At 71.0% G+C, this 26,862-nt stretch carries 24 protein-coding genes; 7 read left to right on the top strand and 17 right to left on the bottom strand.

What is annotated here, in order from left to right:
* Nucleotides 1-2: 2 nt before the first annotated feature.
* From AB0I28_RS17220 to AB0I28_RS17210, 3 genes are all read left to right on the top strand, one after another.
* Nucleotides 3-1,175 (top strand): MFS transporter, encoded by a 1,173-nt coding sequence (locus AB0I28_RS17220; protein WP_357494228.1) that lies wholly within the window; start codon nucleotides 3-5, stop codon nucleotides 1,173-1,175.
* A gap of 201 nt (nucleotides 1,176-1,376) precedes the next feature.
* Nucleotides 1,377-2,495 carry an LCP family protein gene (locus AB0I28_RS17215; protein WP_357494226.1) on the top strand — a complete coding sequence of 373 codons (1,119 nt, stop codon included), beginning with the start codon at nucleotides 1,377-1,379 and terminating at the stop codon, nucleotides 2,493-2,495.
* Between the two features lie 61 nt (nucleotides 2,496-2,556).
* Nucleotides 2,557-3,402 carry an NAD-dependent epimerase/dehydratase family protein gene (locus AB0I28_RS17210; RefSeq protein WP_357494224.1) on the top strand — a complete coding sequence of 282 codons (846 nt, stop codon included), beginning with the start codon at nucleotides 2,557-2,559 and terminating at the stop codon, nucleotides 3,400-3,402.
* A gap of 207 nt (nucleotides 3,403-3,609) precedes the next feature.
* Here the strand turns inward: AB0I28_RS17210 and AB0I28_RS17205 are convergent, their stop codons facing one another.
* The 3 genes from AB0I28_RS17205 to AB0I28_RS17195 all read right to left on the bottom strand — a co-directional run bounded on the left by AB0I28_RS17205 (nucleotide 3,610) and on the right by AB0I28_RS17195 (nucleotide 5,613).
* Nucleotides 3,610-3,807, bottom strand: coding sequence for a helix-turn-helix transcriptional regulator (locus tag AB0I28_RS17205; protein ID WP_357494293.1), 198 nt, complete (start codon nucleotides 3,805-3,807; stop codon nucleotides 3,610-3,612).
* A 73-nt stretch (nucleotides 3,808-3,880) separates the two neighbouring features.
* Nucleotides 3,881-4,732 (bottom strand): ABC transporter permease, encoded by an 852-nt coding sequence (locus AB0I28_RS17200; protein WP_357494222.1) that lies wholly within the window; start codon nucleotides 4,730-4,732, stop codon nucleotides 3,881-3,883.
* Nucleotides 4,729-5,613, bottom strand: coding sequence for an ABC transporter ATP-binding protein (locus tag AB0I28_RS17195; RefSeq protein ID WP_357494292.1), 885 nt, complete (start codon nucleotides 5,611-5,613; stop codon nucleotides 4,729-4,731). Before AB0I28_RS17195 ends, AB0I28_RS17200 begins: the two co-directional genes overlap by 4 nt.
* Before the next feature lie 168 nt (nucleotides 5,614-5,781).
* On the opposite strand from AB0I28_RS17195, the gene AB0I28_RS17190 reads away from it, so the two are divergent.
* Complete coding sequence (locus AB0I28_RS17190) at nucleotides 5,782-6,711, top strand: ADP-ribosylglycohydrolase family protein (protein WP_357494220.1); 930 nt, start codon at nucleotides 5,782-5,784, stop codon at nucleotides 6,709-6,711.
* A 46-nt stretch (nucleotides 6,712-6,757) separates the two neighbouring features.
* On the top strand, nucleotides 6,758-7,123 hold the full coding sequence (locus tag AB0I28_RS17185; RefSeq protein ID WP_357494219.1) for a hypothetical protein: 366 nt from the start codon (nucleotides 6,758-6,760) through the stop codon (nucleotides 7,121-7,123).
* A 1-nt stretch (nucleotide 7,124) separates the two neighbouring features.
* On the opposite strand, the gene AB0I28_RS17180 is transcribed toward AB0I28_RS17185, so the two are convergent.
* The 10 genes from AB0I28_RS17180 to AB0I28_RS17135 all read right to left on the bottom strand — a co-directional run bounded on the left by AB0I28_RS17180 (nucleotide 7,125) and on the right by AB0I28_RS17135 (nucleotide 21,000).
* Complete coding sequence (locus AB0I28_RS17180; protein ID WP_357494217.1) at nucleotides 7,125-7,922, bottom strand: hypothetical protein; 798 nt, start codon at nucleotides 7,920-7,922, stop codon at nucleotides 7,125-7,127.
* A gap of 2,286 nt (nucleotides 7,923-10,208) precedes the next feature.
* On the bottom strand, nucleotides 10,209-11,075 hold the full coding sequence (locus AB0I28_RS17175) for a gamma-glutamyl-gamma-aminobutyrate hydrolase family protein (protein WP_357494215.1): 867 nt from the start codon (nucleotides 11,073-11,075) through the stop codon (nucleotides 10,209-10,211).
* The gene (locus tag AB0I28_RS17170; RefSeq protein ID WP_357494213.1) at nucleotides 11,072-11,836 is read right to left on the bottom strand and encodes a 3-oxoacyl-ACP reductase; all 765 of its coding nucleotides are present in this window, start codon (nucleotides 11,834-11,836) and stop codon (nucleotides 11,072-11,074) included. Before AB0I28_RS17170 ends, AB0I28_RS17175 begins: the two co-directional genes overlap by 4 nt.
* A 25-nt stretch (nucleotides 11,837-11,861) precedes the next feature.
* A complete protein-coding gene (locus AB0I28_RS17165; protein WP_357494211.1) occupies nucleotides 11,862-13,208 on the bottom strand; it encodes an aldehyde dehydrogenase family protein in 1,347 nt (448 codons plus the stop codon).
* 5 nt (nucleotides 13,209-13,213) lie between these two features.
* Entirely contained in the window at nucleotides 13,214-14,563 is a 1,350-nt protein-coding gene (locus AB0I28_RS17160; RefSeq protein ID WP_357494291.1) for a glutamine synthetase family protein, read from the bottom strand.
* Between the two features lie 96 nt (nucleotides 14,564-14,659).
* Complete coding sequence (locus AB0I28_RS17155) at nucleotides 14,660-17,212, bottom strand: ATP-dependent Clp protease ATP-binding subunit (protein WP_357494209.1); 2,553 nt, start codon at nucleotides 17,210-17,212, stop codon at nucleotides 14,660-14,662.
* 328 nt (nucleotides 17,213-17,540) lie between these two features.
* A complete protein-coding gene (locus AB0I28_RS17150) occupies nucleotides 17,541-18,719 on the bottom strand; it encodes a cytochrome P450 (RefSeq protein ID WP_357494207.1) in 1,179 nt (392 codons plus the stop codon).
* A 717-nt stretch (nucleotides 18,720-19,436) separates the two neighbouring features.
* Nucleotides 19,437-19,616, bottom strand: a complete 180-nt coding sequence (locus AB0I28_RS17145; RefSeq protein WP_357494206.1) for a hypothetical protein — start codon at nucleotides 19,614-19,616, stop codon at nucleotides 19,437-19,439.
* Nucleotides 19,617-20,214: 598 nt separating this feature from the next.
* The gene (locus tag AB0I28_RS17140) at nucleotides 20,215-20,484 is read right to left on the bottom strand and encodes a hypothetical protein (RefSeq protein WP_357494289.1); all 270 of its coding nucleotides are present in this window, start codon (nucleotides 20,482-20,484) and stop codon (nucleotides 20,215-20,217) included.
* A 39-nt stretch (nucleotides 20,485-20,523) separates the two neighbouring features.
* Nucleotides 20,524-21,000 carry a hypothetical protein gene (locus AB0I28_RS17135; protein WP_357494204.1) on the bottom strand — a complete coding sequence of 159 codons (477 nt, stop codon included), beginning with the start codon at nucleotides 20,998-21,000 and terminating at the stop codon, nucleotides 20,524-20,526.
* A 378-nt stretch (nucleotides 21,001-21,378) separates the two neighbouring features.
* Here AB0I28_RS17135 and glnII point away from each other — a divergent pair, with 378 nt between their 5' ends.
* Nucleotides 21,379-22,386 carry a glutamine synthetase gene (gene glnII, locus AB0I28_RS17130; protein ID WP_357494202.1) on the top strand — a complete coding sequence of 336 codons (1,008 nt, stop codon included), beginning with the start codon at nucleotides 21,379-21,381 and terminating at the stop codon, nucleotides 22,384-22,386.
* Nucleotides 22,387-22,508: 122 nt separating this feature from the next.
* Here the strand turns inward: glnII and AB0I28_RS17125 are convergent, their stop codons facing one another.
* The 4 genes from AB0I28_RS17125 to AB0I28_RS17110 form a co-directional block, all read right to left on the bottom strand.
* Nucleotides 22,509-23,186, bottom strand: a complete 678-nt coding sequence (locus AB0I28_RS17125) for a uracil-DNA glycosylase (protein ID WP_357494201.1) — start codon at nucleotides 23,184-23,186, stop codon at nucleotides 22,509-22,511.
* A gap of 219 nt (nucleotides 23,187-23,405) precedes the next feature.
* Nucleotides 23,406-24,632 carry a threonine ammonia-lyase gene (ilvA, locus tag AB0I28_RS17120; protein ID WP_357494199.1) on the bottom strand — a complete coding sequence of 409 codons (1,227 nt, stop codon included), beginning with the start codon at nucleotides 24,630-24,632 and terminating at the stop codon, nucleotides 23,406-23,408.
* Between the two features lie 74 nt (nucleotides 24,633-24,706).
* A complete protein-coding gene (greA, locus tag AB0I28_RS17115) occupies nucleotides 24,707-25,207 on the bottom strand; it encodes a transcription elongation factor GreA (protein ID WP_357494197.1) in 501 nt (166 codons plus the stop codon).
* A 117-nt stretch (nucleotides 25,208-25,324) separates the two neighbouring features.
* Nucleotides 25,325-25,753, bottom strand: a complete 429-nt coding sequence (locus AB0I28_RS17110) for a DUF4307 domain-containing protein (protein WP_357494196.1) — start codon at nucleotides 25,751-25,753, stop codon at nucleotides 25,325-25,327.
* A gap of 202 nt (nucleotides 25,754-25,955) precedes the next feature.
* On the opposite strand from AB0I28_RS17110, the gene mca reads away from it, so the two are divergent.
* Nucleotides 25,956-26,807, top strand: a complete 852-nt coding sequence (gene mca / locus AB0I28_RS17105) for a mycothiol conjugate amidase Mca (protein ID WP_357494287.1) — start codon at nucleotides 25,956-25,958, stop codon at nucleotides 26,805-26,807.
* Nucleotides 26,808-26,862 lie beyond the last annotated feature (55 nt).

Here is a 26,862-nt window from a genome sequence, read left to right as displayed (position 1 = left end):
GCATGAAACCGACCATCGCCCACTACGCCCTCACCGGCGCCCTCAACGCCCTGTGGGGCGCTTCGCTGCCCGCCACCGACGCGCGCCTCGACCTCGGCGAGGCGCGGCTGGGCACCCTCCTGCTCGCCCTGAGCCTCGGCGTCCTGGCCGCCATGCCCGCCGCCGGCTGGGCCGCCGACCGCTGGGGCGCCCGGCGCCTCCTTCGCGTCACCGCGCCCGCGACGGCCCTGGCCCTGGCCGCGCCCGTGGCCGCGCCGGGCTTCACGTCGCTGCTGGCGGCCGCGTTCGGCCTCGGCCTGCTGATGGGCGCGCTGAACGTCGCGTTGACCGTGCGGGCCGTCGCGGTCGAACGCCTGCGCCGCAAACCCGTCATATCCCTCATGCACGGAATGTGGACCTTGGGGGCGGTCGCCGGGGGCGCGGCCACGGCGGCCGCCCTGCACGCCGGCGCCGAAGCGCGCTGGTTCGTGGCCGTCGGCGGGCTCGCGCTGGCGCTGGGCTTCGCCGCGACGGGCCGGCGACTCGGACCCGACGCTCCACCACCCGCGCCGACCGAGAACGTCGCAGGCAAGGGCCCCGGCATGGGAGCTCTCGTACTGCTCGGCGTGATCGGCGCGGCGGCCTTCCTGACCGAGGGCGCGGCGACCGACTGGGCCGGAATCCACGCCCGGCGCGTCCTCGGCGCCGACCCGGCGACGGCCTCGCTGGTCTACACCGCCTTCTTCGCCGCCATGACCGCCATGCGCTTCGCCGGCGACGCCGTCCGCACACGCCTCGGCGCCGCGACCACGGTCCTCGCCGCCGGGGTCACCGCATCGGCCGGCTATGCGCTCGTCCTGCTCTCACCTCTGACCGGGCTCGGCACCGCGTTCGCCGGCTGGATCCTCGCCGGGATCGGCATGGCCGTGGTCTGGCCGGTCGTGACCAGCGCACTGGGCGCCGCAGGCGCCTCCGGACGGCGGCTCTCGACGGTCGGCGCCATCAGCTACGGTGGCGGGCTGGCCGGACCGGCGGTCATCGGCTTCACCGCCTCGGCGTCCTCCCTCTCGGCCGCCCTGGTCATCCCGGCCGCGCTGGCGCTCGTGGTCGCGCTCGCCGCGCCGCCCGTCCTGCGGGCCCTCACCACTGTGGACGGTCCACAGGGGAGGCGGACTGGACCGGGGTACGTAACATGATCCCTCGGGTCGAAGCGGACGCGGCATCCCAGGCGATCCCGGCGAACGGCGAAGCGGGAAAACCCGTGACAATCGGTCTCTCGGTCGCAATAGGTACGGATTTCGGGAGTGGTGCAACCGGGCCGTTCGGCCAAGTCGTCGACCTGGGTAGCATTTTCCGGCCGACGTGATTAAGGTCGCGTCGGCAGTTGAGGAGCAGTGATGGGCAGCAGGCGAGGCACCCGGCGGCGCAGCGGCGGCGGAACGAAGCGGCGTTCGCCGCTCTGGGCCAAGATCATGGTCGGCGTGGGCACAATGCTCATGGCCGTCTCGATCGGCGCCGTCGGCTACGCGAACATCATGCTGGACAAGGTGAACGACGCGGTCAACACCGCCTGCCTCCTCGACGACTGCGAGGCGTTCAAGCCCGGCGAGGAGATCAAGGGCCCGCTCAACCTGCTCATGATCGGCTCCGACATGCGCAAGGACTGGGCCGCGGCCCAGTCCGACTCGATCATGATCCTGCACATCAACGCCGACCTGACGGCCGCCAACATCATCTCCATCCCCCGCGACCTCTACGTCGACATCCCCGACTGCGGTGAGGGATGGGGGAACAATCCGTGCACCGAGAAGATCAACACCGCATTCTCGGCGGGCGGGCTGGACATGGCCAAATCGGTCAAGAACCTCGCGACCACGCTGACCGACCTCACCGGGCTCGAGAAGTTCGACGGCGTCGCGATGGTCAACTTCGGCGGCTTCAAGGACCTCGTCGAGCTCTTCGGCGGAGTCGAGCTGTGCGTGCCCTTCGCCATGGACCTCGAACACCCCAAGGACGCCAACGGCAACCGGCCGCACGTGAAGAAGGGCTGCCGGGAGTACGAGCCCGACCTCGCGCTGGGCATCGTCCGCGAGCGCTACGCCTACGACCCGAGCAACCCGGACTGGAAAGAGGAGTACGGGATCGGCGACTACGGCCGCCAGCGCATGCAGCAGCACTTCATCAAGCAGCTCATGAAGCGCGCCAAGCAGGAGGGGTACATGACCGACCCCTTCAAGGTCACCGAGCTCATCGAGGCCATCGGCGACCAGCTGCTCCTCGACCTCAAGGGCCGGGCGGTCACCGACTTCGCCTACGCCATGCGCAACATGGACGCCTCGGCGATGACCACGCTCAAGGTCCCCTCGGAACCGGCGATGATCGGTGAGACCTCCTACGTCGTGATGCAGCCCGGCGAGCAGGAGGACACCGCCCAGGAGCTGTTCAAGGCGCTGACCGAGGACTCACTCGACCAATGGGCGCTGTCGAATCCGAAGTGGGTCAACAAGACCGGCTGACCGGCGCCCCCCGGTCGTGATCTACTGCGATCGAAGCGAGAGCCACCGGGGGGAGCACATCGTGAAGGTCCTGGTCGTCGGCGCCACCGGCTACATCGGAGCGGCGGTCGTGCACGCGCTCGTCACGCGCGGGGACGCGGTCGTGGCGATGAGCCGGTCGGGAAAGTCGCCGCACGAGGGCGCCGAGGGCGTGGTCGGCGAGCTGGCCGACACCGAGGTGCTGTCGGCGGCGGCCGGTGAGGCCGACGCGGTCGTGCACGCCACCGCTCCCACCGGTGACGAGTCGGTCGAGACCGCAGCGATCGACGCGCTGACCCGGCCGGGCCGTCCTCTTCTGTACACCAGCGGGATCTGGGCCCTCGGTGCCACGGGCCGCGACCCGGTCGACGAGTCGGCGCCGGTGAACGCGCTGCCGATCGCCGAGTCGAGGCTGCGGATCGAGCGTCGGGTGCTGGCCGGCGGCGGGACCGTCATCCGGCCGGGGATCGTCTACGGGCAGGGCGCGGGGATACCGGCGATGCTGGTCGGCTGGGCCGCCGAGTACGGGTCCGGGCGCTACATCGGCTCGCCGGCGACGCGCTGGCCGATGGTGAACGTCGGGGATCTCGCCGACCTGTTCGTGCGGGTGCTCGCCTCGGCCGAGCCGCCCCGGATCTGGCACGCCGTCGACGAACCGGCGGTGTCCACCGTGGCCCTCGCGGCCGCCGCCGACATCGCCGCCGGCGGTCCCGGCCGCGCCGAGCGCTGGTCGCTCGGGGAGGCGGCCGAGGTCATCGGCGAGCCCCTGGCGACCGCGCTGTCCACCGACCAGGCGATCGGGTCGGCGCACACCGCCCGGCTTGGCTGGGCGCCGAAGCGTTCGGCCGTCGAGGATGTGGAGCGCGGATCCTACGTCGCCGGTGGATGACGGGCGGATGGAGACACGCGATCTCAAGGCGGCCAATGTCAACGTCTTCTGGACCGGTCCGGCGACGGCCGAGCCGGCGGCGGTGACGCGGCTGCTGGCGCCGCGCGGGTGAGGTGGGCGTGAGTTGCCCCGCGGACCGCGATGGCGGTCCCCGGGGCGAAACCATGACCGGCGCGGGCCGGGCGACGGGCACCACCCGGGCTCCGGTCAGCCGCTCCCGATGCGCGGGAACGGCGCCGTCGAGAAGACCACCTCGACGGCGACCTCGAAGTACTCGGCGATGCGCAGCGCGAGGTACAGACTCGGGCTGTACTCGCCGCGCTCCAGGTATCCGACGGTCTGGTAGTGGACCCCCAGGGCCTCGGCCAGCTGCCGTCGGGTGATCCCCCGCTCGGCGCGCAACATCGCGATCCGGTTGTAGATCACCTCATTGCTCAACGCCGGTGCCCTCCTGCTCGCTCGTGTCCGAAACCGCCCATCAGGTTATGCGCTGCATGGCCCGCTCCCGGCGCTCGGCCACGGCCGAACCGGATTCGCGGCGGGCCATCCGGCGCAGCACGATCGGGGCGAGGACCAGTCCGAGGAGGGCCCACAGTCCCAGTACCCCGAAGGTCTCCAGGAGCCGCCAGGATCCGCCGATCTCGGCGGCGGCCATGTCGGACGGCAGGAGTGCCGCGCGCATGCCGTGGCCGAGCCAGTAGATCGGGAAGGCCTGCCCGATCCCTTGCAGGAACGACGGCATCTGGCTCAGCGGGTAGAAGATCCCCGAGATCGCCACGAGTCCCATGATGGGCATCATGATCAGCCCGAGCATGCGCGGGTTGGAGAACACCGAGCCGAGCACCGCGCCGATCGGCATCGTCGCGACGAGGCCGAAGACGAGGACGGTGATCAGCAGCAGCCAGGAGCCCGGGCCGTCGAAGGCGACGCCCTCGAAGACGAACAGGCCGGGGATGAGCACCAGCGCGGCGCCGAAGATCACGAAGATCGAGGTCTCGACGATGATCCCGATCAGGTAGGCGGTCATCCCGCCGGGCAGGGTCTTGGCCCGCAGCAGGGTCCCGTCCTCGCGCTCGACGGTGAGGGTCTGCACCACCCCGAGGAGCCCGCCGAAGGCGATGTTGAGGCCGATGAGGCTCGGTAGCGACATCGAGCCGAGCGAGACCGGCGCGCCGGGGATGTCGACGCCGCGCAGGAAGAAGATGACGACCATCGCGATGACCGACGGGAAGAGAAAGCCCGCGAGGCCCTCGTAGGAGCGCAGGGTGTGCTTGGTCTCGATCCAGCCGCGGGCCAGGCCCGCGCGGATGGGTGTGGTGCGGACGTTCACCGGCCACTCTCCTCGAACTCGCGGATCAGCGCGTCGCCGCCGCCGGACTCGAACTGGCGGACCAGTTCCATGTAGGTGTCCTCAAGGCTCGCGCGGCGAACCTCCAGGTCGGCGATCTGCTCGCCGTACTGCTCGAAGAGCTTGCGGACGTAGGAGGTCGCGTCGGTGGTGGAGTGCACGAACAGCTCGCCGCCCCGACTCCACTTGACCTCCGCCTCGGTCGACATCCGCCGCGACAGGGCGTCGGCCGAGCCGTTGGCGATGATGCGGCCGCCGGCCAGGATCAGGATCCGGTCGGCGAGCTTCTCGGCCTCGTCGAGGTCGTGGGTGGTCAGCAGGATCGCGGTCTCGTCGATGTCGGCCAGGCGGTGCACCAGGTCGTGGAACTCCCGGCGGGCCTTGGGGTCGAAGCCGACGGTCGGCTCGTCGAGGAACAGCAGGGCGGGCCGTCCGACGATGCCGACGGCCACGTCGAGGCGCCGTCGCTGCCCGCCGGAGAGGCTGCCGACGCGCTGGTCGGCCTGCTCGGAGAGGCCGACGGTGGCCATGAGGTCGTCGGCGGGCCAGGGGCGCTTGACGGAGTCGGTGGAGTAGGGCGCGTAGTAGGAGCCGAAGTGGGCGAGGAGTTCACGGACGCGCCACTTGCCGTGGTCGCGCCAGGACTGGAGGACCACGCCGAGGCGGGCGCGCCAGTTCTCGTCACCCTTGGCGGGGTCGACGCCCAGGACGCTGACCTGGCCGGCCGAGCGCATCCGGAAGCCTTCGAGGATCTCGATGGTGGTGGTCTTGCCCGCGCCGTTGGGTCCGAGCAGGGCGATGACCTCGCCGGGCCGGACCTCGAAGTCGACGCCGTTGAGGACGTCTTTGTCCCCGTATCGCATGCGGAGATCACGGACGGCGAGGACGGCGTCGGTGAAGGGGGCTCCGGCCGCGGGGGCGGCGGGGTTGGGGGTGTGCGTCACTGACATGCACCCTCTCCTTGGCATCTTAGGTTCGCGTCAAAATGTAGCAGGTGTACTACATCTGATCCAAGGGATATGGTGTGCCGTGTGAATGAGCGTGTGGAGCGGGCCATCGGGGCCGTCGTCGGTTCGGCGGTGGGCGACGCGCTCGGCGCGCCGTTCGAGTTCGGCGTCGCCGGCCTGTTCTCGGGCCGCTTTCCCGTTCCGGGCGGCGGCGAGATGTGCGGTGGCGGCGGCTGGGATCCCGGCGAGGCGACCGACGACACGCAGATGGCCGTGCACGTCGCCGAGTCGCTGCTGGAGCGGCACGGCTTCGACCCGGCCGACATGTTCGCGCGCTTCCAGCGCTGGGCCGCCGACGACCCGAAGGACATCGGGCTCCAGACCGAGGAGGTCCTGACCGGCGGCATGCCCTGGGACCTGGCCGCCGCGATCCACTTCCAGGTCAGCCGGCGCGCGGCCGGCAACGGCTGCCTGATGCGCGCGGCGACCTCGGCGGTCTACTTCGCCACCGGCGGACAGACCGCGACCATGGACGCCGGCCGGCGGATCGCCGCCCTCACCCACGGCGACCGCGCCGCCTGGGAGGGGACCGCGGTCTTCCACGAACTCGTCCGCGTCGCGCTCGACGGCGCCGACCCCCTCGACGCGCTGCCCGCCGTCGTCGACCTCGTCCACGCCGACCACCGTGAGCGCTGGGCGACGGTCCTGGCGCCCGGCTGGCATCCCGAGCAGGCGACCGAGTTCAACGGCGCCGTGTGGCCCTGCCTGGGCTCGGCGGTCTGGGCGCTGCGCGCGACCGGCGGCTTCGCCGAGGCGCTGCGGGCGGCGGTCGACCTCGGCGGCGACACCGACACCGTCGCGGCGGTCACCGGCGGCCTCGCGGGCGCCCGCTACGGGTTCGGTGCGATCCCCGCCCGCTGGACCGAGCCACTGCACGTGCCGCTGCCGGGATCGGGTGGACGGGTGCTGCGAACGGCGGACCTGGTGGGCCTTGCGCGGAGGCTGACGGGCTGAGCCGCACTGCCCCCTACGACCGTCGCAAGTGGACTAAGGTCCGCGCATGCGCATGCTACTGGGCCTCGCGGCCGTATCGATGGTGCTGCTGACCGGCTGCGGCACTCCCGCCGAAGCACCCGGAACCACCGCACCAGATGTGGACTCCTGGCTGGACAAGAAGGACCGCGCCTGCGAGGCCGCGGCCGACCTCCCCCTCAGCCCGGAGGGCATGAGCCCCGCCGAGACCGAAGCGTGGGTCAAGGAGGCGGCCGGCGTCGCCGCGACGGCCGTGCAGACCTTCGACCCCGAGATCACCGCACTCGCCGAGCCGCTGGTCGACGGCGTCGACGACGGCACCGCCGCCGACGCCGACGAGGCGCAAGCCCTGCTGGAGAGCCTGCCCACGGTGTGCACCGATCAGGCCGGGTAGGTCACGCCCACTCCCCCGGCCACCCCCACTTCCCCGCGACCGACCAGCCCGCCGGCTCGTCGGCGAACTCGATCTCGTTGATCGGCGTGCCGTCGGGCGAGCAGAACAGCACGCGCTCCACCGACAGCACCGCGAGCGCGGTGCCCCAGTAGACCGCGGCGGCGTCGGCGGGACCGTCGAAGCTCGCCACCCGCCCGGGATCACCGTCGAGGTCCCAGATCTCGACCGCGTCGTCTCCGGTGACGACCGCCAGCCTCTGGCCGTCGGGCGACCAGGCGAGGCCGGTCATGTCGGCGACCACGGCCTTCTCCAGCACCGGCACCGACGGCAGGCGGTGCGCCTCGCCGCCCTGGTCGAAGATCCGGATCCCGCCCGGTCCGCCGACGGCGAGGCGTCCGCCGCCGCTCCACACGAGCAGCGAGGCGTCCTCACGCTCGGCGACGTGGGCGTCCGCGCCGGTCGCGGCGTCGGCGATGTGCAGGGTCTCAGCGTCGTACCAGGCGACGCGGGTGCCGCCCGGGTCGAAGGCGGCGGGAATCGAGTGGTGGTCCCACCAGGAGTGGTCGAGGCCGTGCTCGACCGTCCACAGAAGACTTCCGCTGGCGACGTCGACCGCGTAGACATCGGCGAACCCGAGGCAGTGCACGCGCGTCCCGTCGCGATCCCAGCCCAGCACGCGTTCCACGTCCAGCTCCAGCTCACCCGGCGACGCCTCGAAGGCCGGGCCGAGCACGGCGGCCATGAGGCGGGGTTCGTCCTCGGCCGGCTCGGGGGCGTCCTCGGAGTGGTACCAGTCCACGCCGCCGCTCTCCAAGGGCACGAGCAGACCCGGTACCGCGTGGTCGTCGAGCGGACCGATGCCGATGAAGGCGCGGCGCCCGTCGGGGGCCAGCGCGAACGGGGGCGGCCGGTTCCCGCCGTTGGTGACATAGGCCGTCGCGAGCGGAGTCCGCTCGCCGGCGTGCGCCCGATCGGGCCGACCTCACGGGAGTTCGCCAGTTCGCGCACGGGGGCGGTGGCCAGCCGGTGGGCCTCGGTGACGCCGTGCCCGGCATAGATGTCGGCGAGGCGGGTGCGCAGCGGCGGGAGGTCGCGGTCGGCTTCGAACGCGGTCCAGTCGGCGGCGGTCAGGCAACGGTGGAGTTCGGCCGCGGACAGGTCGGCCGGGCCGGGAAAGGTCATGAGCGGCCGAGCTCGATCCCGAGGACGCCGGCCAGTGAGTGCCGGAGCAGCATGCCGGTGGCGACGGCGTGCTCGTAGGCCGCCCGCACGTCGGGGAATGCCGGCGTGGCACCCCAGCGGTACGGCCAGGAATGGCGGGCGCCGACCTCCCAGTTCACGACGGCGTCCACATCGGACATTCGATCCACCGGCGCGATCACCACCCCGTCGCGCTCAAGCGCGACACCCCAGGTCTGGTCGTCGAGCGGAAAACTCGGGTTGAGCCGCCAGTGGGCACCGTGGTCGTGGCCCTTGGGATCCAGCAGCGGCTTCGGCGCCGACGCGGTCCGCGCGAACTCGACCTCGCCGAGCACGCTCCCGTCGCTCCGCCAGAAGCGGACCGTCTCGGGACCGACGGCGGCGATCACCCCGCCGGCTCCCCACACGATCCCGGTGGCGTCGGCGGGCGCTTCGAGGACCCTGCGCCGCACCGGTCTGCCGACCAGCGACCAGATCTCGACGCCTCCGCCGGTCAGCGAGGCCGCGCGATTGCCGTCGGGCGACCAGGCGAAGCCGAGCAGGTCGGGCATCGCCTCGTCCCTGGCGACCGGCCGAGTGTCGAGGTGAAAGGTCTCCTCACCGCCGTCGAAGACGTGCACACCGTCGTCGGTGAGGGCCGCCAGGCGCTCGCCGGAAGCCGACCACACCAGCGATCGGGCATCGAGGAGGTGGCGGGCCAGGACCGCACCGGTGGCCGCGTCGGCGATCACGACCTTCCCGGAGCCGGTGCAGGCGACGAAGCGGCCGTCGCGGCTGAAGGCCACCGGGACCTCGGCCGACCAGTGGCTCGCCCGGCCGCCGTGCGGCAGGATCCAGGCGACCTCGCCGTCGGTGGTGTCGACGGCGAAGACGTACTCGGCCGAGACGAAGCGCAGGAAGGCGCCGTCCGGGGACCAGCCGGGGCACCATTCGACGTCCAGGGCCGGCTCGCGGTCGACGCCTGCCGGGCGGGCGCCGATCACCGAGCGAATGTGGCCGGGCACGTTCTCGGCGAGGGCGGTGAAGTCGCCGCCGTAGGGGCGCTTCTTCTTGACCTGGGCGGGATCCCAGACCACCGCGCCGCTCTCCACGTTGACCACGGCGCCCCTGACCGCGCCGTCGGTGTGCGCGTCCACCCAGACGCTGCGGGCGTCGGGGCTCAATCCGTACTGCGGCGGGCCGTCGGCGCCGTCGGTGACATCGGCCTGGGCCATGGGATAGGAGTAGTCGGCGAAGGACTTCCACACGCCGACGCGGTTGGTGTGGAAGGCGGCCGCGATTCGCGCGGAGTCGGCCGACCAGCGCAGCGCGTCGCGGTACCCGCTCCCGCCGACGCCGCCGCTGACGGCGTTCGAGTGGTGGATCGCGTTGACGGGACGGCCGGTCGCCAGTTCGAAGATCTGAATGGTGCCGCCGCCTCGGTAGGCGATGCCCCAGGCGCCACTGCGCGTGTCGTCCTCGGCGGGAGTGCGGATCCCGCTGCCCACGGCCAGCCAGCGTCCGCAGGGGCTCAGCGCGGCCGACCGGATCTTCCCGGCGGGGTGCGCATAGGGGTGATGCAGCCGCGCGAGTTTCTCCCGCCCGGTGATCTTCGCGGTGGCGAGCCGGTGGATGTCCCCGATCCCCTGGGACGCCTCAAGTTCGGCGAGGCGGGCCCGCAGGATCGGCAGATCGCGTTCGGGACTGAAGGCCGCCCAGTCGGCGGCCTCCAGGATCGCGTGCAGCTTGCCGGGGTCCGCCCCGGCGATCGCCGACAGGTCGGCGAACTCACCGGGCGCCGGCTCGGCCTTCGGTCCCCGCACCAGCAGGCGCAGCGCGGACTCGGCCAGGATCGGCACGCCGATGACGTTGCCGTACTTCAGTCCCGAGTCGATCTCGGTGAAGATCAGGTCGACGTTGCGCGAAGGCGTCTTCTGGACGGTGCCGCCGAGCGCCTCGATCCCTTCGGTGGCCTCAGTTCGGGTGATGTGGTGGAATTTCCCGCTGAAGGCGACCTTCTTGCCTTTGACGTCCATGGGCGCAGATCGTAAGGGATCGATACGACAAGCCCTAATCCCGCCGCGTCGACGAAGGCGGCGAACAGCCCGGTGTCGGCGTCGACCTCGGGATGCCACTGCACGGCCAGCGCGAAGCGGTGTCCGGTGAGTTCGACGGCCTCGACGCAGCCGTCCTCGGCGCGGGCCGAGACGGCGAGGCCCTCGCCGAGGCGGTCGATCGCCTGATGGTGGTAGTGCGCGGGTGTGAACCTCTCGGCACCGGTCGCCCCGGCCAGAGCGCTGCCGGGTACGACGTCGACGGGCACGCGTCCGTACTCGCCGGGCGCGGGCGCGTGGACACGGCGGCCGAGGACCTCGGGCAGATGCTGGTGCAGGGTTCCGCCGCGGACGACGTTGAGGACCTGCAGGCCCCGGCAGATGCCCAGGAACGGCAGGCCCCGACCGAGGGCGGCGCCGACCAGCGAGAACTCGGCCTCGTCGCGGAAGCCGCGGACGAAGCCGGTCTCGGGGTGGGCGGGCGCGCCGTAGCGCGCCGGGTCGATGTCCCCGCCGCCGGCGACGACGAGGCCGTCGAGGACGTCGACGAGGCCCGCCGGAGCGCCCGCGGGCGGCAGGAGGACGGGCTGGCCGCCGGCCTCCGTCACGCGGTCCACATAGGACTGCGGAAGGAGGCTGGCGGGCACGTCCCAGGCGGTGAAGCGGGCGCGCTCGACGTAGCAGGTGATCCCGATGACCGGGCGCTTCACGGCGCTCACAGCGGAGTCACGTAGGCCCCGGAGATGCCTCCGTCGACGAGGAACTCGGCGGCGGTGACGAAGGCCGCGTCGTCGCTGGCGAGGAAGGCCACCGCGGCGGCGATCTCGGTCGCCTCGGCGAAGCGGCCCATCGGGATGTGCACCAGGCGGCGGGCGGCGCGCTCGGGGTCGCTGGCGAACAGCTCCTGGAGCAGGGGCGTGTTGACCGGTCCCGGGCACAGCGCGTTGACGCGGATGCCCTCGCGGGCGAACTGCACGCCGAGTTCGCGGCTCATCGCCAGCACACCGCCCTTCGAGGCGGTGTAGGAGATCTGGGAGGTCGCCGCGCCCATCTTGGCCACGAAGGAGGCGGTGTTGATGATCGAGCCCTTGCCCTGCTTCTGCATGTACGGGATGACCGCCTTGCAGCACAGGTAGACCGAGGTCAGGTTGACCTCCTGGACTTTGCGCCAGGCGTCGAGTCCGGTGGTGAGGATCGAGTCGTCGTCGGGTGGGGAGATGCCGGCGTTGTTGAAGGCGATGTCGACCCGGCCGAAGGTGTCCACAGTGGTCCTGAACACCCGGGCGACGTCGTCCTCGCTGGTCACGTCGGCGGCGACGAACAGGCCGTCGACCTCTTTCGCGGCGGCGTTTCCGGCGGTCTCGTCGATGTCGACGAGCACGACCTTGGCGCCCTCGTCGCGAAAACGCCGGGCGGTGGCCAGGCCGATCCCGCTGGCCGCGCCGGTGATCACCGCGACGCGGTCGGACAGTCGCTGCATCTGCTGCTCCTCGCTGACTTGGCTGCTACTCACTGGAGATGAACACGTTCTTGACGTCGCTGAAGGAGTCGAGTGCGTCGGGCCCCAGTTCGCGGCCGATGCCGGACTCCTTGACCCCGCCGAAGGGGGTCCAGTAGCGCACCGAGGAGTTCGAGTTGACGCTGAGGTTGCCGGCCTCGACCTCGCGCGCCATGCGCAGCGCACGCCCGACGCTGCCGGTCCAGATCGACCCCGAAAGGCCGTAGGGCGTGGCATTCGCCAGCGCGATCGCCTCGTCCTCGTCGTAGAAGGGCGTCACCGTGGCGACCGGCCCGAAGACCTCATCAGTCCACAGTGGATCCTCCTGGCCGACGTCGAAGTAGGCCATCGGGGGCATCCAGAACCCCTCGCCCGTCGGGCATTCGCCGACGACGTCGGCCTCACGTTCGAGGTACCCGCGTACGCGCTCGCGATGCGCGGCGCTGATCAGCGGCCCCATCTCGGTGTCGTCGCGAGTGGGATCGCCGACCTTGACGCCGAGCAGCGCCTCGGTGAAGCGTTCGCGGAACTCCTCGTAGGCCCCTTCCTGCACCAGGATCCGCGAGCGCGCGCAGCAGTCCTGCCCGGCGTTGTCGAAGACCGCGTAGGGCGCCGAGGCGGCGGCCTGCCTGATGTCGGCGTCCTCGAAGACGATGTTGGCGTTGTTGCCGCCGAGTTCGAGGGTGACGCGCTTGACCCTCTCGGCGGCCGTGCGCGCGACCTGCTTGCCGACCTCGACCGAGCCGGTGAACACGATCTTGCGCACGGCGGGGTGCTCGGCCAGAAGGGCGCCGGTCCGGCCGTCCCCGGGGATCACCTGGAACACGTGCTCGGGGATCCCGGCCTCAAGGGCGAGCCCGGCCAGCCGCAGCGCGGTCAGCGGGGTCTGCTCGGCGGGCTTGACGACGACGGTGTTGCCCGCCGCGAGCGCCGGAGCCACGCCCCACGTCATGATGACCATGGGGAAGTTCCACGGAACGATCACGCCGACCACACCGAGGCTCTCGTGGAAGGTCATGTTGACGCCGCCGGGCACCGGGATCTGCTTGCCCACCTGGCGTTCGGGCGCCGCGGCGTAGTAGCCGAGGACGTCGGCGACGTTGCCCGCCTCCCAGCGCGCCGAGCTGATCGGGTGGCCGGCGTTGAGGGTCTCCAGACCCGCCAGCTCCTCCTTGTGCTCCTCGACCAGGGCCGCGAAGCGGCGCAGCAGCCGGGCCCGGTCGCCGGGCGACACACGGAGCCAGTCCGACCACGCGATGTGCGCTCGGTAGACGGCGTCGTCGACGGCCGCCTCGTCGGAGTCGGGCAGCTCGGTGATGAGCATGCCGGTGGCCGGGTTGACGATCTTCTGCATACGCCTCACATCCGTTCGAAGCCGCGGCGCAACTCCCAGTCGGTGACGGCGGCGTCGAAGGCCGCCAGTTCCACCCGGGCGTTGTTGGCGTAATGATCCACCACGTCCTCCCCGAAGGCTTCACGCGCCACCGCCGAGGACTTCCACAGCGCCAGCGCGTCGCGGAGGTTGGCCGGGACGCGGTCCCCGTCGGCGTCGTAGGCGTTGCCTCCGAAGGCTTCGGGCAGTTCGAGTTCGTTGTCGACGCCGTGCAGTCCGGCGGCGATGATGGCGGCCACGGCGAGGTAGGGGTTGACGTCGCCGCCGGGGACGCGGTTCTCGAAGCGCAGAGAAGGACCGTGACCGACCAGCCGCAGCGCGCAGGTCCGGTTGTCGACGCCCCAGCGCACGGCCGTCGGCGCGAAACTGCCCGGCGCGAAACGCTTGTAGGAGTTGACGTTCGGCGCGAACCAGAGCGTCAGTTCGCGCAGCAGCGCCAGCTGCCCGGCGATGAAGTGCTCACCCAGGCGCGACAGGCCGTGCGCGCGGTCGCCTGACATGGCGACCCCGTCGGCGTCGCGCAGGGAGAAGTGGATGTGGCAGGAGTTGCCCTCGCGCTCGTTCGGCTTGGCCATGAAGGTCAGCGCCTTGCCCTGCTGGGCGGCGAGCTCCTTGGCGCCGTTCTTGTAGATCACATGGTTGTCGCAGGTCGCCAGCGCCTCGGCGTAGCGGAAGGCGATCTCGTGCTGGCCGAGATTGCACTCGCCCTTCGCCGACTCCGGATAGAGCCCGGCGGCGGCCATGTGGTTGCGGATGGCGCGCAGGAGCGGTTCGACGCGGGCGGTGCCCAGCAGCGAGTAGTCCACGTTGTACTGGTTGGCCGGGCGCAGGTTCCGGTAGGACTTGTCCCAGGCGGCCTCGTAGGACTCGTCGTAGAGGACGAACTCCAGTTCGGTGCCGGCGTAGGCGGTCAGGCCGCGCTCGGCGAGACGGTCGAGCTGGCGGCGCAGGATCTGGCGCGGCGACTCCGCGACGGCCCGCCCGTCGGTCCACGACAGGTCGGCGGTGACCAGCACCGTCCCCTCCTGCCACGGCACCGGGCGCAGCGTCTCCATGTCGGGAGTGAGCACGAAGTCGCCGTACCCGGTCTCCCAGGAGGAGTTCGGGTACCCGTCGACGGTGTTCATGTCCACGTCGACGGCCAGCAGGTAGGCGCAGGCCTCGGCGGCGTGGTCGAGGACCTCGTCGAGGAAGTAGCGGGCGGCCAGCCGTTTGCCCTGGAGTCGGCCCTGCATGTCGGTCAGGGCGAGCAGGACGGTGTCGACGCGGCCGGCGTCGACGTCGGCGCGGAGCTGGTCGACGGTGAGCTGTGGCATGCGCGGCTCCGGGGGACTCGGGTCGGTCACGTCGGGACAGTATGTCGGCAATCGCCGCCCGGTAGGGAGATGCCGCGACGTGACCGGGGCCCGGTGTCAGGTCCGCGTCGCGCCCTCCTCGGCGCGTTCCTCGGCCGTCTCGGCGTCGATGGCCTCGCGCTGCGCGGCCTTCTCGACGGACAGGTTCAGTTCGCCGTCGACGACCGTCACGCGCACGGTGTCGCCCGCCTCGGCCTTGCCGGACAGCAGGAGCTGCGACAGGCGGCCTTCGAGTTCGCGCTGGATGGTGCGGCGCAGCGGCCGCGCGCCGAACTCGGGCTGGTGGCCCTTGTTCGCCAGCCAGTCGACGGCGTCGTCGGACAGTTCCATCCCGACGCCTTGGGCCTTGAGGCGCCGTCGGGTGCGGTCGGCGAACAGCAGCGTGATCTGCCGCAGCTGCGCGCGGTCGAGGCCGCTGAACAGGATGATCTCGTCGACGCGGTTGAGGAACTCCGGCCGGAACCGCTGCCCGAGGGCGTCCATCAGCTCGTCGCGCAGCGAGTCGACCGACTCCCCCGCCGCCTGCGCGTCGAGGATCCGCTGGGCGCCGACGTTGCTCGTCATGATCACGATCGTGTTGCTGAAGTCCACCGTGCGGCCCTGGTTGTCGGTGAGGCGGCCGTCGTCGAGGAGCTGGAGGAGCGTGTTGAACACGTCCGGGTGGGCCTTCTCGACCTCGTCGAACAGCAGCACCGAGTACGGGCGGCGGCGGACGGCCTCGGTGAGCTGACCGGCCTCCTCGTAGCCGACGTACCCGGGAGGCGCGCCGATGAGGCGGCTGACGGTGTGCTTCTCCTGGAACTCGCTCATGTCGAAGCGGACCATCGCGCCCTCCTCGCCGAACAGCGCCTCGGCCAGCGCCCTGGCGAGCTCGGTCTTGCCCACACCCGTGGGACCGAGGAACATGAACGACCCGTCGGGCCGCTTCGGGTCGCCCAGCCCCGCCCGCGCCCGCCGCACCGCCTCCGCGACGGCCACGACCGCCTCGTCCTGCCCGACCACGCGGTCGTGCAGGTGGCGTTCGAGCTCCAGCAGCCGCTCGCGTTCGGCCTGGTTGAGCTGCGAGACCGGCACGCCCGTCCGGCGCGCGACGACCTCGGCGATGTCCTCGACACCGACCTCCGGCACCGGCCCGGCGGCCCGGCGCTCGCCGTCGAGGTCGCGCTGGGCGGCGGTGATGTCGTCCTTGAGCGCGCCGGCCCGCTCGTACTGCTCGGCGGCGACGGCCGACTCCTTCTCCCGGCGCAGCTCGTCGAGCTTCTGCTCCAGCACCCGCGTGTCCGGCGCCGGGGTGCGCGAGCGCAGGCGGACGCGGGCGCCGGCCTGGTCGATGAGGTCGATGGCCTTGTCGGGGAGGAAGCGGTTGGTGATGTAGCGCGCCGACAGCTCCGCGGCCGCCGTGAGCGCCTCGTCGGTGAAGCGGACCTGGTGGTGGGCCTCGTAGCGGTCGCGCAGGCCGAGGAGGATGCCGACCGTGGCGTCGACGCTCGGCTCGGGCACCAGGATCGGCTGGAAGCGGCGTTCGAGGGCGGGGTCCTTCTCGATGTGCTTGCGGTATTCGTCGAGGGTCGTGGCGCCCACGACGTGGAGTTCGCCGCGCGCCAGGGCCGGTTTGAGCATGTTCCCGGCGTCCATGGAGCCCTCTCCGCCCGAGCCGGCGCCGACGACGGTGTGCAGCTCGTCGAGGAAGAGGACGAGGCCGCCCTCGGCCTCCTTCACCTCGTCGATGACCTTCTTCAGGCGCTCCTCGAACTCGCCGCGGTACTTGGAGCCGGCGACCATGCCGGCGAGGTCGAGGATCACGACGCGGCGGTCGGTGAGGGTGTCGGGGACGTCGCCGTTGACGATGCGCTGGGCGATGCCCTCGACGATGGCGGTCTTGCCGACGCCCGGCTCGCCGATGAGGACGGGGTTGTTCTTCGTGCGGCGGGAGAGGACCTCGATGGTGTCGTTGATCTCCTCCTCGCGGCCGACGACCGGGTCGAGCTTGTTGGCGCGGGCCTCCTCGGTGAGGTCGCGGCCGTACTGGTCGAGGGTGGGGGTGCTGGTCTGTTCGCTCGGGGACCCGCCGGAGTCGTCACCGCTGACCATCGCGCGCAGGGCGCCGCCGGCGGGTGTCTCGGGATTGGCGGCGAGACCGAGGAGGACGTGCTCGGGGCCGATGTAGCTCGCGCCGGCCTCGCGGGACTGGGCGTGGGCGTCGAGGAGGGCCTTCTTGGCGGCGGGCGTGAGGGCGGGGGTGCCGGTGGGGTCGGCGGGTTCGGCGTGCTCGGCGGCGGACTTCATGGAGTCGGCCATCGCGTCGGGGTCCGCGCCGGCCTGTTCGAGCATGGTGCGGGTGGGCTCCTCCTGGGTCGCGGCCCACAGGAGGTGGGCGGTGTCGACGTCGGGGCTGCCCCACTCCTCGGCCTTCTCGACGGCGCGGGTCAGGAGGCTGCGGGCCTGGCGGGAGAGCAGGCGGCCGAGGTCGACGCGCTGGACGGCGGAGCGGGAGAAGGGTGGCTGGGAGGAGGAGCCTCCGCGGGCGCCGGAGGTTCCGGAGGCGGAGGCGCCGGGGCCGCCGAAGAAGCGGCTGAAGATGTCGTCGAATGCGCCGAATGGGTCCGTCATCGCGTGGCTCCTGCTCCCTGGTGCGTGGTGGATGTGCGCGGCACCTGCGGTCACGTTCCGCCTCTTCGACCCGAGACCGATTCGCCGACCCGTGCGGTGGTGCCGTGGTCCGTCGACACCAGTCTTGCGAGCGGACTGGGCTATTTCAGGTGATTCGCCGGGATGACGGAATATGAGGCTGTTTCGGGATGCAGAAGTGTCATATGTGGTGCGTACGCCGGTCTGTGGGGCCTCCTTGGGGTAGTAGGGCGCGCGATTCCCCGATGCGTGCCCGACGGCGCGCCGCCAGCGCGGACCCGGGCGGCAAGATCCGCCAGTCGCAGTGCCCCTACCACTCCACCGGCAACCGCTCCACGCCGTAGACGATCGACAACTCCCGGAACCGCAGGTCCTCGAACGGCACCGCCATCCGCAGCCCCGGGAACCTCCGCAGCAGCGCCGGGTACGCGATCCGCAGCTCCATCCGCGCCAGTTCCGCCCCCACGCACCGGTGGATCCCGTACCCGAACGCCATGTGCGACGACGACGTCGCCCGCCCCGCCACGACCTGCCCCAGGTCGGCACCGATGTGCTCGTCGCGGTTGGCCGACGACAGCGAGCAGATCACCATGTCGCCCTTCGACAGGCTCTGCCCGCCAACGGTCAGGTCCTCGCGCACGAAGCGCGGGAAGGCGACCTGCACGACCGTCATGTACCGCAGCAGCTCCTCGACCAGCGCACCCGCCCGCACGTCGTCGCCCACCATGGCGTCGCGATCCGCCGGGTTCATCAGCAGGTGGAGGCTGCCGAGGGCGAGCATGCTCGTGCTCGTGTCGTGCCCGCCGGTCAGGACGCCGTCGGCGATGCCGGCCAGCTCACGGTCGTCGATCTCGGGGTGTTCGCGCAGGAGCGCGCCCAGCAGCCCGTCGCCGGGGTCGCGGCGTTCGCGCGCGACGAGGTCCTCCAGGTAGTCCAGCGACTGCCCGATGGCGCCGATGGAGTTGAGGATGTCCCCCGAAACATCGAAGCGGTCCTCGGCCTGCCGCAGGAAGTCGACACGGTCGGCGTACTTCACCCCCAGCAGTTCGCACACGACCAGCGCCGGGATCGGCACCGCGAAGGTCTCGACGAGGTCGGCGCCGGGCCCACGGCGCTCCAGGTCGTCGAGGCACTCGGCGACGATCGCCTCGATGCGCGGAACGAGCCGCTTGAGCCGGCGCATCGTGAACTCCGGCGTCAGCAGCCTGCGCAGGCGCGTGTGATCGGGCGGGTCGGTGAACCCGAGGCCCCCGGGGTTCATCTCGACCGAGATGCCCACATCGGCCAGTTCGGTGACGTTGGAGAAGTCGTTGCTGAAGCGTTCGGTGTCGCCGAGGACGGCACGGACGTCGTCGTAGCGGGTCACCAGCCACGTGGCGGGGCCGATCGGAACGTCGAGGCGCACGATCGGGCGCTCCGCGCGAAGCTCGCCGATCGCGGCGACCGGGTCGAAACCGGTTCGTTGGAAGGGCAGTGTCGCTTCGGTCATCAGGCGGATCCTTCGGTCTTTTGGGGCTCCCCCGGTAGTCGCTGCCGCGGGGCCCGTGGTTCCCCACCCTCGGACCGCGGTGACTCAGCGCACATCAAGCTACCTGGCCTGAAAGTACGCCTCATTGCCACCGGCCGAGCACTCCTGGTTGCATTGACCCGTGAGGCACGACGCCCGCGCCGCCGCAGCCCGCTCGGTCCCGTGTCCATCGCGACCGGGGGCGGCACCGGCGGGGGCCATGCGCGACCTGGCCGAGCAGGCCCGCGACGGTGAGCACCTTCACCGGCCGCGAGCACGCGCTCGCCGACCTCGACGTGGTCCTCGACGCCCACGGTGTGCCCCGCGCGGGTCTGATCGCGGTCACCGGGTCGGGTGGGACTGGCGCGATCCTGGCCCCGTCGACGTCGAGATCCCCGACCTCGACGACATCGCCGACGCCCTCGCGTGGCTCGACACCCGCCATACGGCCCTCACCGCCGTCGCCGCGCACGGTCGAGGCCCGCGGCCACCACGAACACGCCACCCACCTGGCCTCATGCTCGACCTCGCCGCCGGCCACCTCGCCGTCGAGGACCCCGACTCCGTGCTGGAGTTCGCCGGGAGACCGCGCGGGAGCTGTTCGCGCGGATCGGCGCGGCGGAGGCCGCCGGGTCCTGAAATGCGCACCGGGTGGCCTCGAACGGGTGGCCCGGTTCCTGGTCGTCGAGCGGGCACCCGTCACCCCTTCGCGGCGGCGAGGAGTGCCGTCGCGGTTTCGGGGAGGAGCTTTTCGACCTTCTCGTAACCGACGCCGTCGTTGATCGGGTAGAAGGCGACGGTGACGACGCGGTTGCCGTCGCGCACGGCGAGGATCGCGTCGGCCTTGCCCGGCCCCCAGCTGTCGTCGACACCGACCACTCCTCCCAGGCGCCCGTGACGGTCTCCTGGGTGCGGCCGACGAGGAGGCTCTCGGCGAAGTCCCAGTTGGCGGCGGTCCTGCCGGCGTCGCCGAGCATGGCGCCGACGCGCAGTTCTCCACCGCTGCCGAAGACCATGTCGCAGCCGAGGTTGGCGGTGTCGCCGTAGTCGGCGCCGCGGCCCTCGTAGCCGTCCGCGAAGGCGCCGAAGGCCTGGTAGCCGGTGACGTCGAGCTCGGCGCAGACGTCGCCGACGAAGCCGTAGGAGCCGGCGCCCTGGGGGCCGGCCTTGTCCTCGGCGGGTTCCTCCTTGGTGGGCTGCCCCGACGTGGCGGGTGCGACCTGGTCGCCGCTACCCCCGTCGTGAAGACGGAGCCGGTGGCGGCGGGGCGGCCGGTGGTGCGGGCACCGGCGGGGCGTAGGGATCGACGTTCCACGCGGCCTGGTCGTCGAGCGGGCCGGGCAGATCGCACGGGCCGGGTTGTGGTGCGTACGGGCCGGCCATGATGCCCCTGGTCTCACGTGAAGGTGGGATCACGGTGACGCTGGGGTCTTGCGGAGACCTTGCGCGGGATTCGAGCACGGCTCGACCAGCCGGGTCAGGTCTTGGCGGTGCCGTCGCCGTCGCGGGGCTCGGCCGCGTCCTTCTCCGGGGCGTCGGCCTCGGTGTGGAACTCGGCGGGCGCGGGGGCCTGCTGGTTCGAGAAGGAGTCGGGGAGGCGGCGCAGGCGCTTGTTCATGTTGCGGATGAGCAGGACCGTCGCGGCGACCATCAGCAGGATGATGACCAGGCCGGTGGGGCCGGCGAGGGCATTGGGGCGGGTGTCGCCGAAGTTGTTGTCGGCCAGTAGCTCGATCACGCCATGCACGCCATTCACGGCTCCAAGGTACGCCATGGGCCGCGGGGGTCAGGCGTCGCCGAGGGGTGGGGTGACGCCGGGCGACTGTTCGGGGGCGGGCGGGGCCGCGAAGATCATGGGCCATTCCTCTTCGTTCTGGATGGCCTCGACGACCTGTTCGTCGGTGACGCCGGCTTCGGCGCTGAACACGGCGGTACCGTCGCCGGCCTCGGCGTAGAGCTCGGGGTCGACGGTGGCGGTGACGCTGAGGACGAGGACGGCGCCGGAGTCGGCGGCGGAGCGGTGGGGGAATTCGGTGAGGTCGAGTTTGAGCTGTTTGAGGAGGGTGTCGTAGACGTAGACGGCGGCGGTGAGTCGGTTGCCGACGAGGGTTCGTTCGACCCACGCGTCGGTGCCGACGATGTAGAGGCAGCCGTCGCCTTCGTAGCCCCACGCGCCGAGCCGGGCGACGGTTTCCTGGGGGCGGTCGTGGTCGGGGTCGATGACGAGGACGACGTCGACACCGCCGGGGTCACTGGGACTCACCCCGGGCCAAACGAACAAGCGCGCCATGAACACCTCCAGGAGTCGACGTCGAGGGTACGGGATGGGAGTGACACACGCCTCCTCCACAACGCCGGGAACCCCGCCGACCACACCGGGAACCCGCCACCCCAACCCCCACAAGTCAGGCGCCACCGAACACCACCCCCCGACCCCAACCCCCACAAGTCAGGCGCCACCGAACACCGGGAACCCGGCACCGGAGGAGGTGCCGCAGCCCGATCCCATACCTGGCAGGAGGTTTCGTCAGCCTCCGACCGAGCAACCCTGTTACATGTCGTTCATAAAGGAGCAACGAGCCCGCAAAGAGCCGTTGAGAGGCTGCGTGCACAGTCCACTGCTGCGCGAGGATCGCCAATCATGAGCTACAAGGCCGAGTACATCTGGATCGACGGGACCGAGCCGACCGCGAAGCTGCGTTCGAAGACGAAGATCCTGCCCGACGGCGAGGCGCTGCCGATCTGGGGTTTCGACGGGTCGAGCACCAACCAGGCGGCCGGTTCGGCGTCGGACTGTGTGCTGAAGCCGGTGTTCAGCTGTCCGGACCCGATCCGCGGCGGTGACGACGTTCTGGTGCTGTGCGAGGTGCTGCTGACCGACATGACGCCGCACCCGTCGAACAAGCGGGCGCTGCTGACGCCGGTGGCGGAGAAGTTCGCCGACCAGGAGCCGATCTTCGGCATCGAGCAGGAGTACACGTTCTTCGCGGGCAGCCGTCCGCTGGGTTTCCCGGAGAACGGTTTCCCGGCTCCGCAGGGCGGCTACTACTGCGGTGTGGGCGCCGATGAGATCTTCGGCCGCGACATCGTCGAGAAGCACCTGGAGAACTGCTTGAAGGCCGGGCTGGGCCTGTCGGGCATCAACGCCGAGGTCATGCCGGGCCAGTGGGAGTTCCAGGTGGGCCCGCTGTCACCGCTGGAGGTCTCCGACCAGTTGTGGGTGGCGCGCTGGCTGCTGTACCGCACGGCGGAGGACTTCGGCGTGTCGGCGACTCTCGACCCGAAGCCGGTGAAGGGCGACTGGAACGGTGCGGGCGCGCACACGAACTTCTCGACGAAGGCGATGCGCGAGAGCTACGAGCCGATCATCACGGCCTGCGAGGCACTGGGCGAGAAGGTCCTGGAGCACGTGAAGAACTACGGCGCGGGCCTGGAGAGCCGTCTGACGGGTCTGCACGAGACGGCTCCGTGGGACGAGTACTCCTACGGCGTGTCGGACCGGGGCGCCTCGGTGCGCATCCCGTGGCAGGTCGAGGTCGACAAGAAGGGCTACATCGAGGACCGTCGCCCGAACGCCAACTGCGACCCGTACGTGGTGACGCGCTTGATCGTCGACACGTGCTGTGAGGCGCTGGCGAAGTCCGTCTAGAACTCGCGGCCGTCCGTCGGCTTGGGAACAGGCGGACGGCCGTGTACGGCAGGTTCTGCTCGCGTGTTCGCTCCACGCGCGCGAAAGCCCGCCCCTTCGACAGGGGCGGGCTTTTCCCACGGCTAGGGCAGTGCCCAGTTGACGGGTTCGGCGCCCTGGGCGACGAGGGCGGCGTTGGCCTTGCTGAACGGCTTCGACCCGAAGAACCCGGTGCGCGCCGACATGGGGCTGGGGTGCACCGACTCGACGCAGGGCACGCTGCCGAGGAGCGGCTTGAGGCTGCGGGCGTTGCTGCCCCACAGGATCGCCACGAGCGGTCCGCCGCGCTCGGCGAGGGCCTGGATGGCGCGCTCGGTGATCGGCTCCCAGCCCTTCCCCTTGTGCCCGTTGGGGTTGCGGGGGACGGTGGTGAGCGACCTGTTGAGCAGCAGCACGCCCTGCTCGGTCCACGGCGTGAGGTCGCCGTTGGAGGGCTTGGGGACGCCGAGGTCGTCCATCAGCTCGGTGTAGATGTTGCGCAGGCTGCCCGGGATCGGTTTGACGTCGGGCGCGACGGCGAAGCTGAGCCCGATGGCGTGCCCCGGTGTCGGGTACGGGTCCTGTCCGACGATGAGGACGCGCACGTCGTCGAAGGGCTGCTTGAACGCGCGAAGGACGTTCTCGCCGGCGGGCAGGTACTGGCGGCCGGCGGCGATCTCGGCGCGCAGGAAGTCGCCCATCGCGGCGATGTTGGGCGCGACGGGTTCGAGGGCCTTGGCCCAGCCTGTGTCCACGAGTTCCTCAAGGGGGCGTGCTGTCATCGGATTCACGACGGGCCGCGAGTTCTCGGGCACCGTCGCTTCTCTCCTTTCGCGAATTCACTGGTCGAGGCGTGAGCTGTGCGCGGTGTCATTGGTATACAACACGGCACCGACGTTTCGGCCTCGCGAGACGGCCCGCCGGTCCCCGGGGCGGCCCCGGCGGTCACCAGTGCACTTTAAGCGCTCCCTTGTGGATCATCTCGGGCGCACCGATCGCACTCATCCGTGCGGGCGAAGGAAAGTAAGGGCGTAGCCGGCCTCGTGGAGCGCGTTGACGAGGCGGGTGGAGTGCTCGTCGCCGCGGGTCTCGACGGACAGTTCGACGGCGACCTCGCCGAGGTGGAGGCGGGGGTCGTGGCGCTGGTGCATGACGTCGAGGACGTTGCCGCCGCACTGGGCGATGAGGCCGAGCATCGCGGCGAGCACTCCGGGCCGGTCACCGCAGCGGACGGTGAAGCGCAGGAAGCGTCCGGCGGCGGTGAGGCCGTGCTCGATGACGCGCATCATGAGCAGCGGGTCGATGTTTCCGCCGGAGAGGACGACGCAGACGGGTCCCTCGAAGCGTTCGGGGTCGGCGAGCAGGCTGGCCACGCCGACGGCGCCGGCGGGTTCGACGACGAGTTTGCTGCGTTCGAGGAGCATCAGCAGGGCGTGGGAGATGTCCTCGTCGGAGACGGTCATGACGTCGTCGACGAGTTCGCTGACGTGCTGGAAGGTGACCTCGCCGGGGGTGGAGACCTTGATGCCGTCGGCGATGGTGTGGATGTGCGGGAGGCGGACGAGTCGGCCGGCCTTCAGCGAAGGGGGGAAGGCGGCCGCGCCTTCGGCCTGGACGCCGATGATCTTGATGTCGGGGCGCAGGGCCTTGGCCGCGACGGCGATGCCGGAGATGAGTCCGCCGCCGCCGACTCCGGCGATGATCGTCTTGACCTCGGGGAGCTGTTCGAGGATCTCCAGCGCGACGGTGCCCTGCCCGGCGATGACGTCGCGGTGGTCGAAGGGGTGGATGAACACCGCACCGGTGGCGTCGGCGAACTCCTCGGCGGCGACGAGGGCGTCGTCGACGGTCGAGCCGACGAGTTCGACGCTCGCGCCGTAGCCCTTTGTCGCGGCGACCTTCGGGATGGGCGCGCCCGAGGGCATGAACACCGTCGACTTGGCGCCCAGCAGCCCGGCGGCCAGGGCGACGCCCTGCGCGTGGTTGCCGGCGCTGGCGGCGACGACGCCCCGCGCGCGTTCGGCGTCGGAGAGGCGTGCGATGCGCACGTATGCGCCGCGGACCTTGTAGGCGCCGGCGCGCTGCACGTTCTCGCACTTGTAGAAGATCCGCGAGCCCGGCCCGGGAGGGAAACCGCGTGAGGGTTCCATCGGGGTCGGGCGGATCACGCCGGCGAGGATCTCGCGGGCGGCGCGCACGTCAGCGAGCGTCACCAAGGGTGCTGCCATGGGAACGATCATGCCGTACGTCCGGGCAGGGGGACGGGCGCCCTGGTGGGCTCGGCCACGTCCCCCGCCTGCGGTCAGCCCTCGTACTGGGCGATCTCGACGACCGAAACCTTGATCTCAGCGCCCGAGGGTGCCTGATAGGTCACCGTCTCGCCCTTCTTGCGGCCGAGGATGGCCTTGCCCAGCGCCGACTCGGGGCTGTAGACGGTCAGGTCGGTGGTCGGCGCGATCTCGCGCGATCCGAGCAGGAAGGTCTCGGTGTCCTCGGGGTCGTCGTCGAAGGCGATGGTGACGACGTTGCCGACGCTCACCGCGTCGATCGAGGGCGGCTCGCCGACGTGCGCGGTGCGGAGGAACTCCTGGAGGTAGCGGATGCGCCCCTCCATCTTCCCCTGCTCCTCCTTGGCCGCGTGGTAGCCGCCGTTCTCCTTCAGGTCCCCTTCTTCGCGGCGGGCGTTGATCTCGGCCGCGATGACCGGACGAGCGGCGATCATCTCGTTCAGCTCGGCGGTGAGCCGATCGTGGGCTTCCTGCGACAGCCAGGTGCCGCCGGGCTCATTGCTGTGGACGGACACGACCTTTTCCTCCGGGAATGGGTTTTGGGTAAATGAACAAGTTACCAGCGTGAGACCTTTCCGGCCGACCTTGAAACGGCCCGGTCTCCGCCGGTCGGCCCCTGCTCGCCGTACGCGTTAACGCTGTACGGGGTAGCAGCGCTGCACTTCGACGACGACCGCTCGTGCTCCGCTGGTCGGCAGCGTGTACGTCAAGGTGACGCTGTCGCCGCCCGGCTCGCCCGGTGGAACCTCCACCTCGGCGCGGCCGACCTCTGCTCCGTCGCGGGCCCTCGCCCGGACCTGGCACAGCGCCGGCTCGCCGCCGGGCTTGACGACCTGGAAGGTGATCGCGGCCGAGGTGTCCTGAATGTCGTAGGTGACGGTGCTGGCCGTGTACGCCGGGTCGCCGTACTGCTGGTACAGCTTCACCGTGACGGCTAGCCCGCCGGCCACCACGAGGGCCGCGGCGGCCGCGACGAGGGGCCGCGACATCGTGCGCCCGTTACGGCGGCGGCCGTAGCGCCCAGGCGGGAAACGCACCGGTGTGGTGCGGGTCTCGCTCATGGTCGCTCCTCGGGCTGGGTGGTGTCGTACGCGTCGGGAAGAATCGATTATGCCTGCCGCCGGAGGCTCGGGCCCACTCCGGTCGCGCCGGGGGCGCCCGCCCGGGGCATAAGACCGCCGGAGGAGCCGTTGGGACTCATCGGTGAACATCCGCGAAATAAGGAGACATGTGGTGTCTGACGCACCCGAACAGTTGCGCCTGATGGCCGTGCACGCTCACCCCGACGACGAGTCGAGCAAGGGCGCGGCGAGCATGGCCAGGTACGTCAAGGAGGGCGTCGACGTCCTGGTCGTCACCTGCACCGGTGGTGAGCGGGGCAGCGTGCTCAACGCGAAGATGGACCGCCCGGAGGTGTGGAAGAACATCACCGAGATCCGGGCCAAGGAGATGGAGACCGCGCGGGAGATCCTCGGGATCCGCCAGCAGTGGCTGGGCTTCGTCGACTCCGGCCTGCCGGAGGGCTGGCTGCCCGACTCCGACATCGAGCTGCCGGAGGACTGCTTCTACCTTAAGCCCATCGAGGTCGCCGCCGCTCCGCTGGTGAAGTTCATCCGCGAGTTCAAGCCGCACGTCATCACCACCTATGACGAGGACGGCGGCTACCCCCACCCCGACCACATCAAGACCCACGAGGTCACGATGGAGGCGTGGAAGGCGGCCGGTGACGGGAACCGCTACCAGGAGTTCGGTGAGCCCTGGCAGCCGCTGAAGCTGTACTACCACATGAGTTTCGGCCGCCAGCGCGTCACGGCGCTGCACGAGGCCATGGTCGCCGCCGGTCTGGACTCGCCGTACGCGGAGTGGCTGACCGAGCGCGACTGGACCCGCGACAAGGGCCCGCGCATCACGACGCGCGTCGAGTGCGCCGAGTACTTCCCGCTGCGCGACGACGCGCTGCGGGCGCACGCCACGCAGGTCGATCCCGACGGGTTCTGGTTCTCGGTGCCGATGGACGTCCAGCAGAAGGCGTGGCCGACGGAGGACTTCGAGCTCGTCGAGTCGCGCGTGGAGACGGTCAAGCCCGAGGACGACCTGTTCGCCGGGCTGCGCTGACGTAAGTGATGTGAGGGTCGCGCCGGGGAAGGAGACAGCCCCGCGCGACTCGGAG

Origin of the sequence: Phytomonospora sp. NPDC050363 (genome assembly GCF_040655735.1) — a bacterium.
Classification (GTDB): domain Bacteria; phylum Actinomycetota; class Actinomycetes; order Mycobacteriales; family Micromonosporaceae; genus Phytomonospora.
This window is presented reverse-complemented; position numbering and strand designations above follow the sequence as displayed.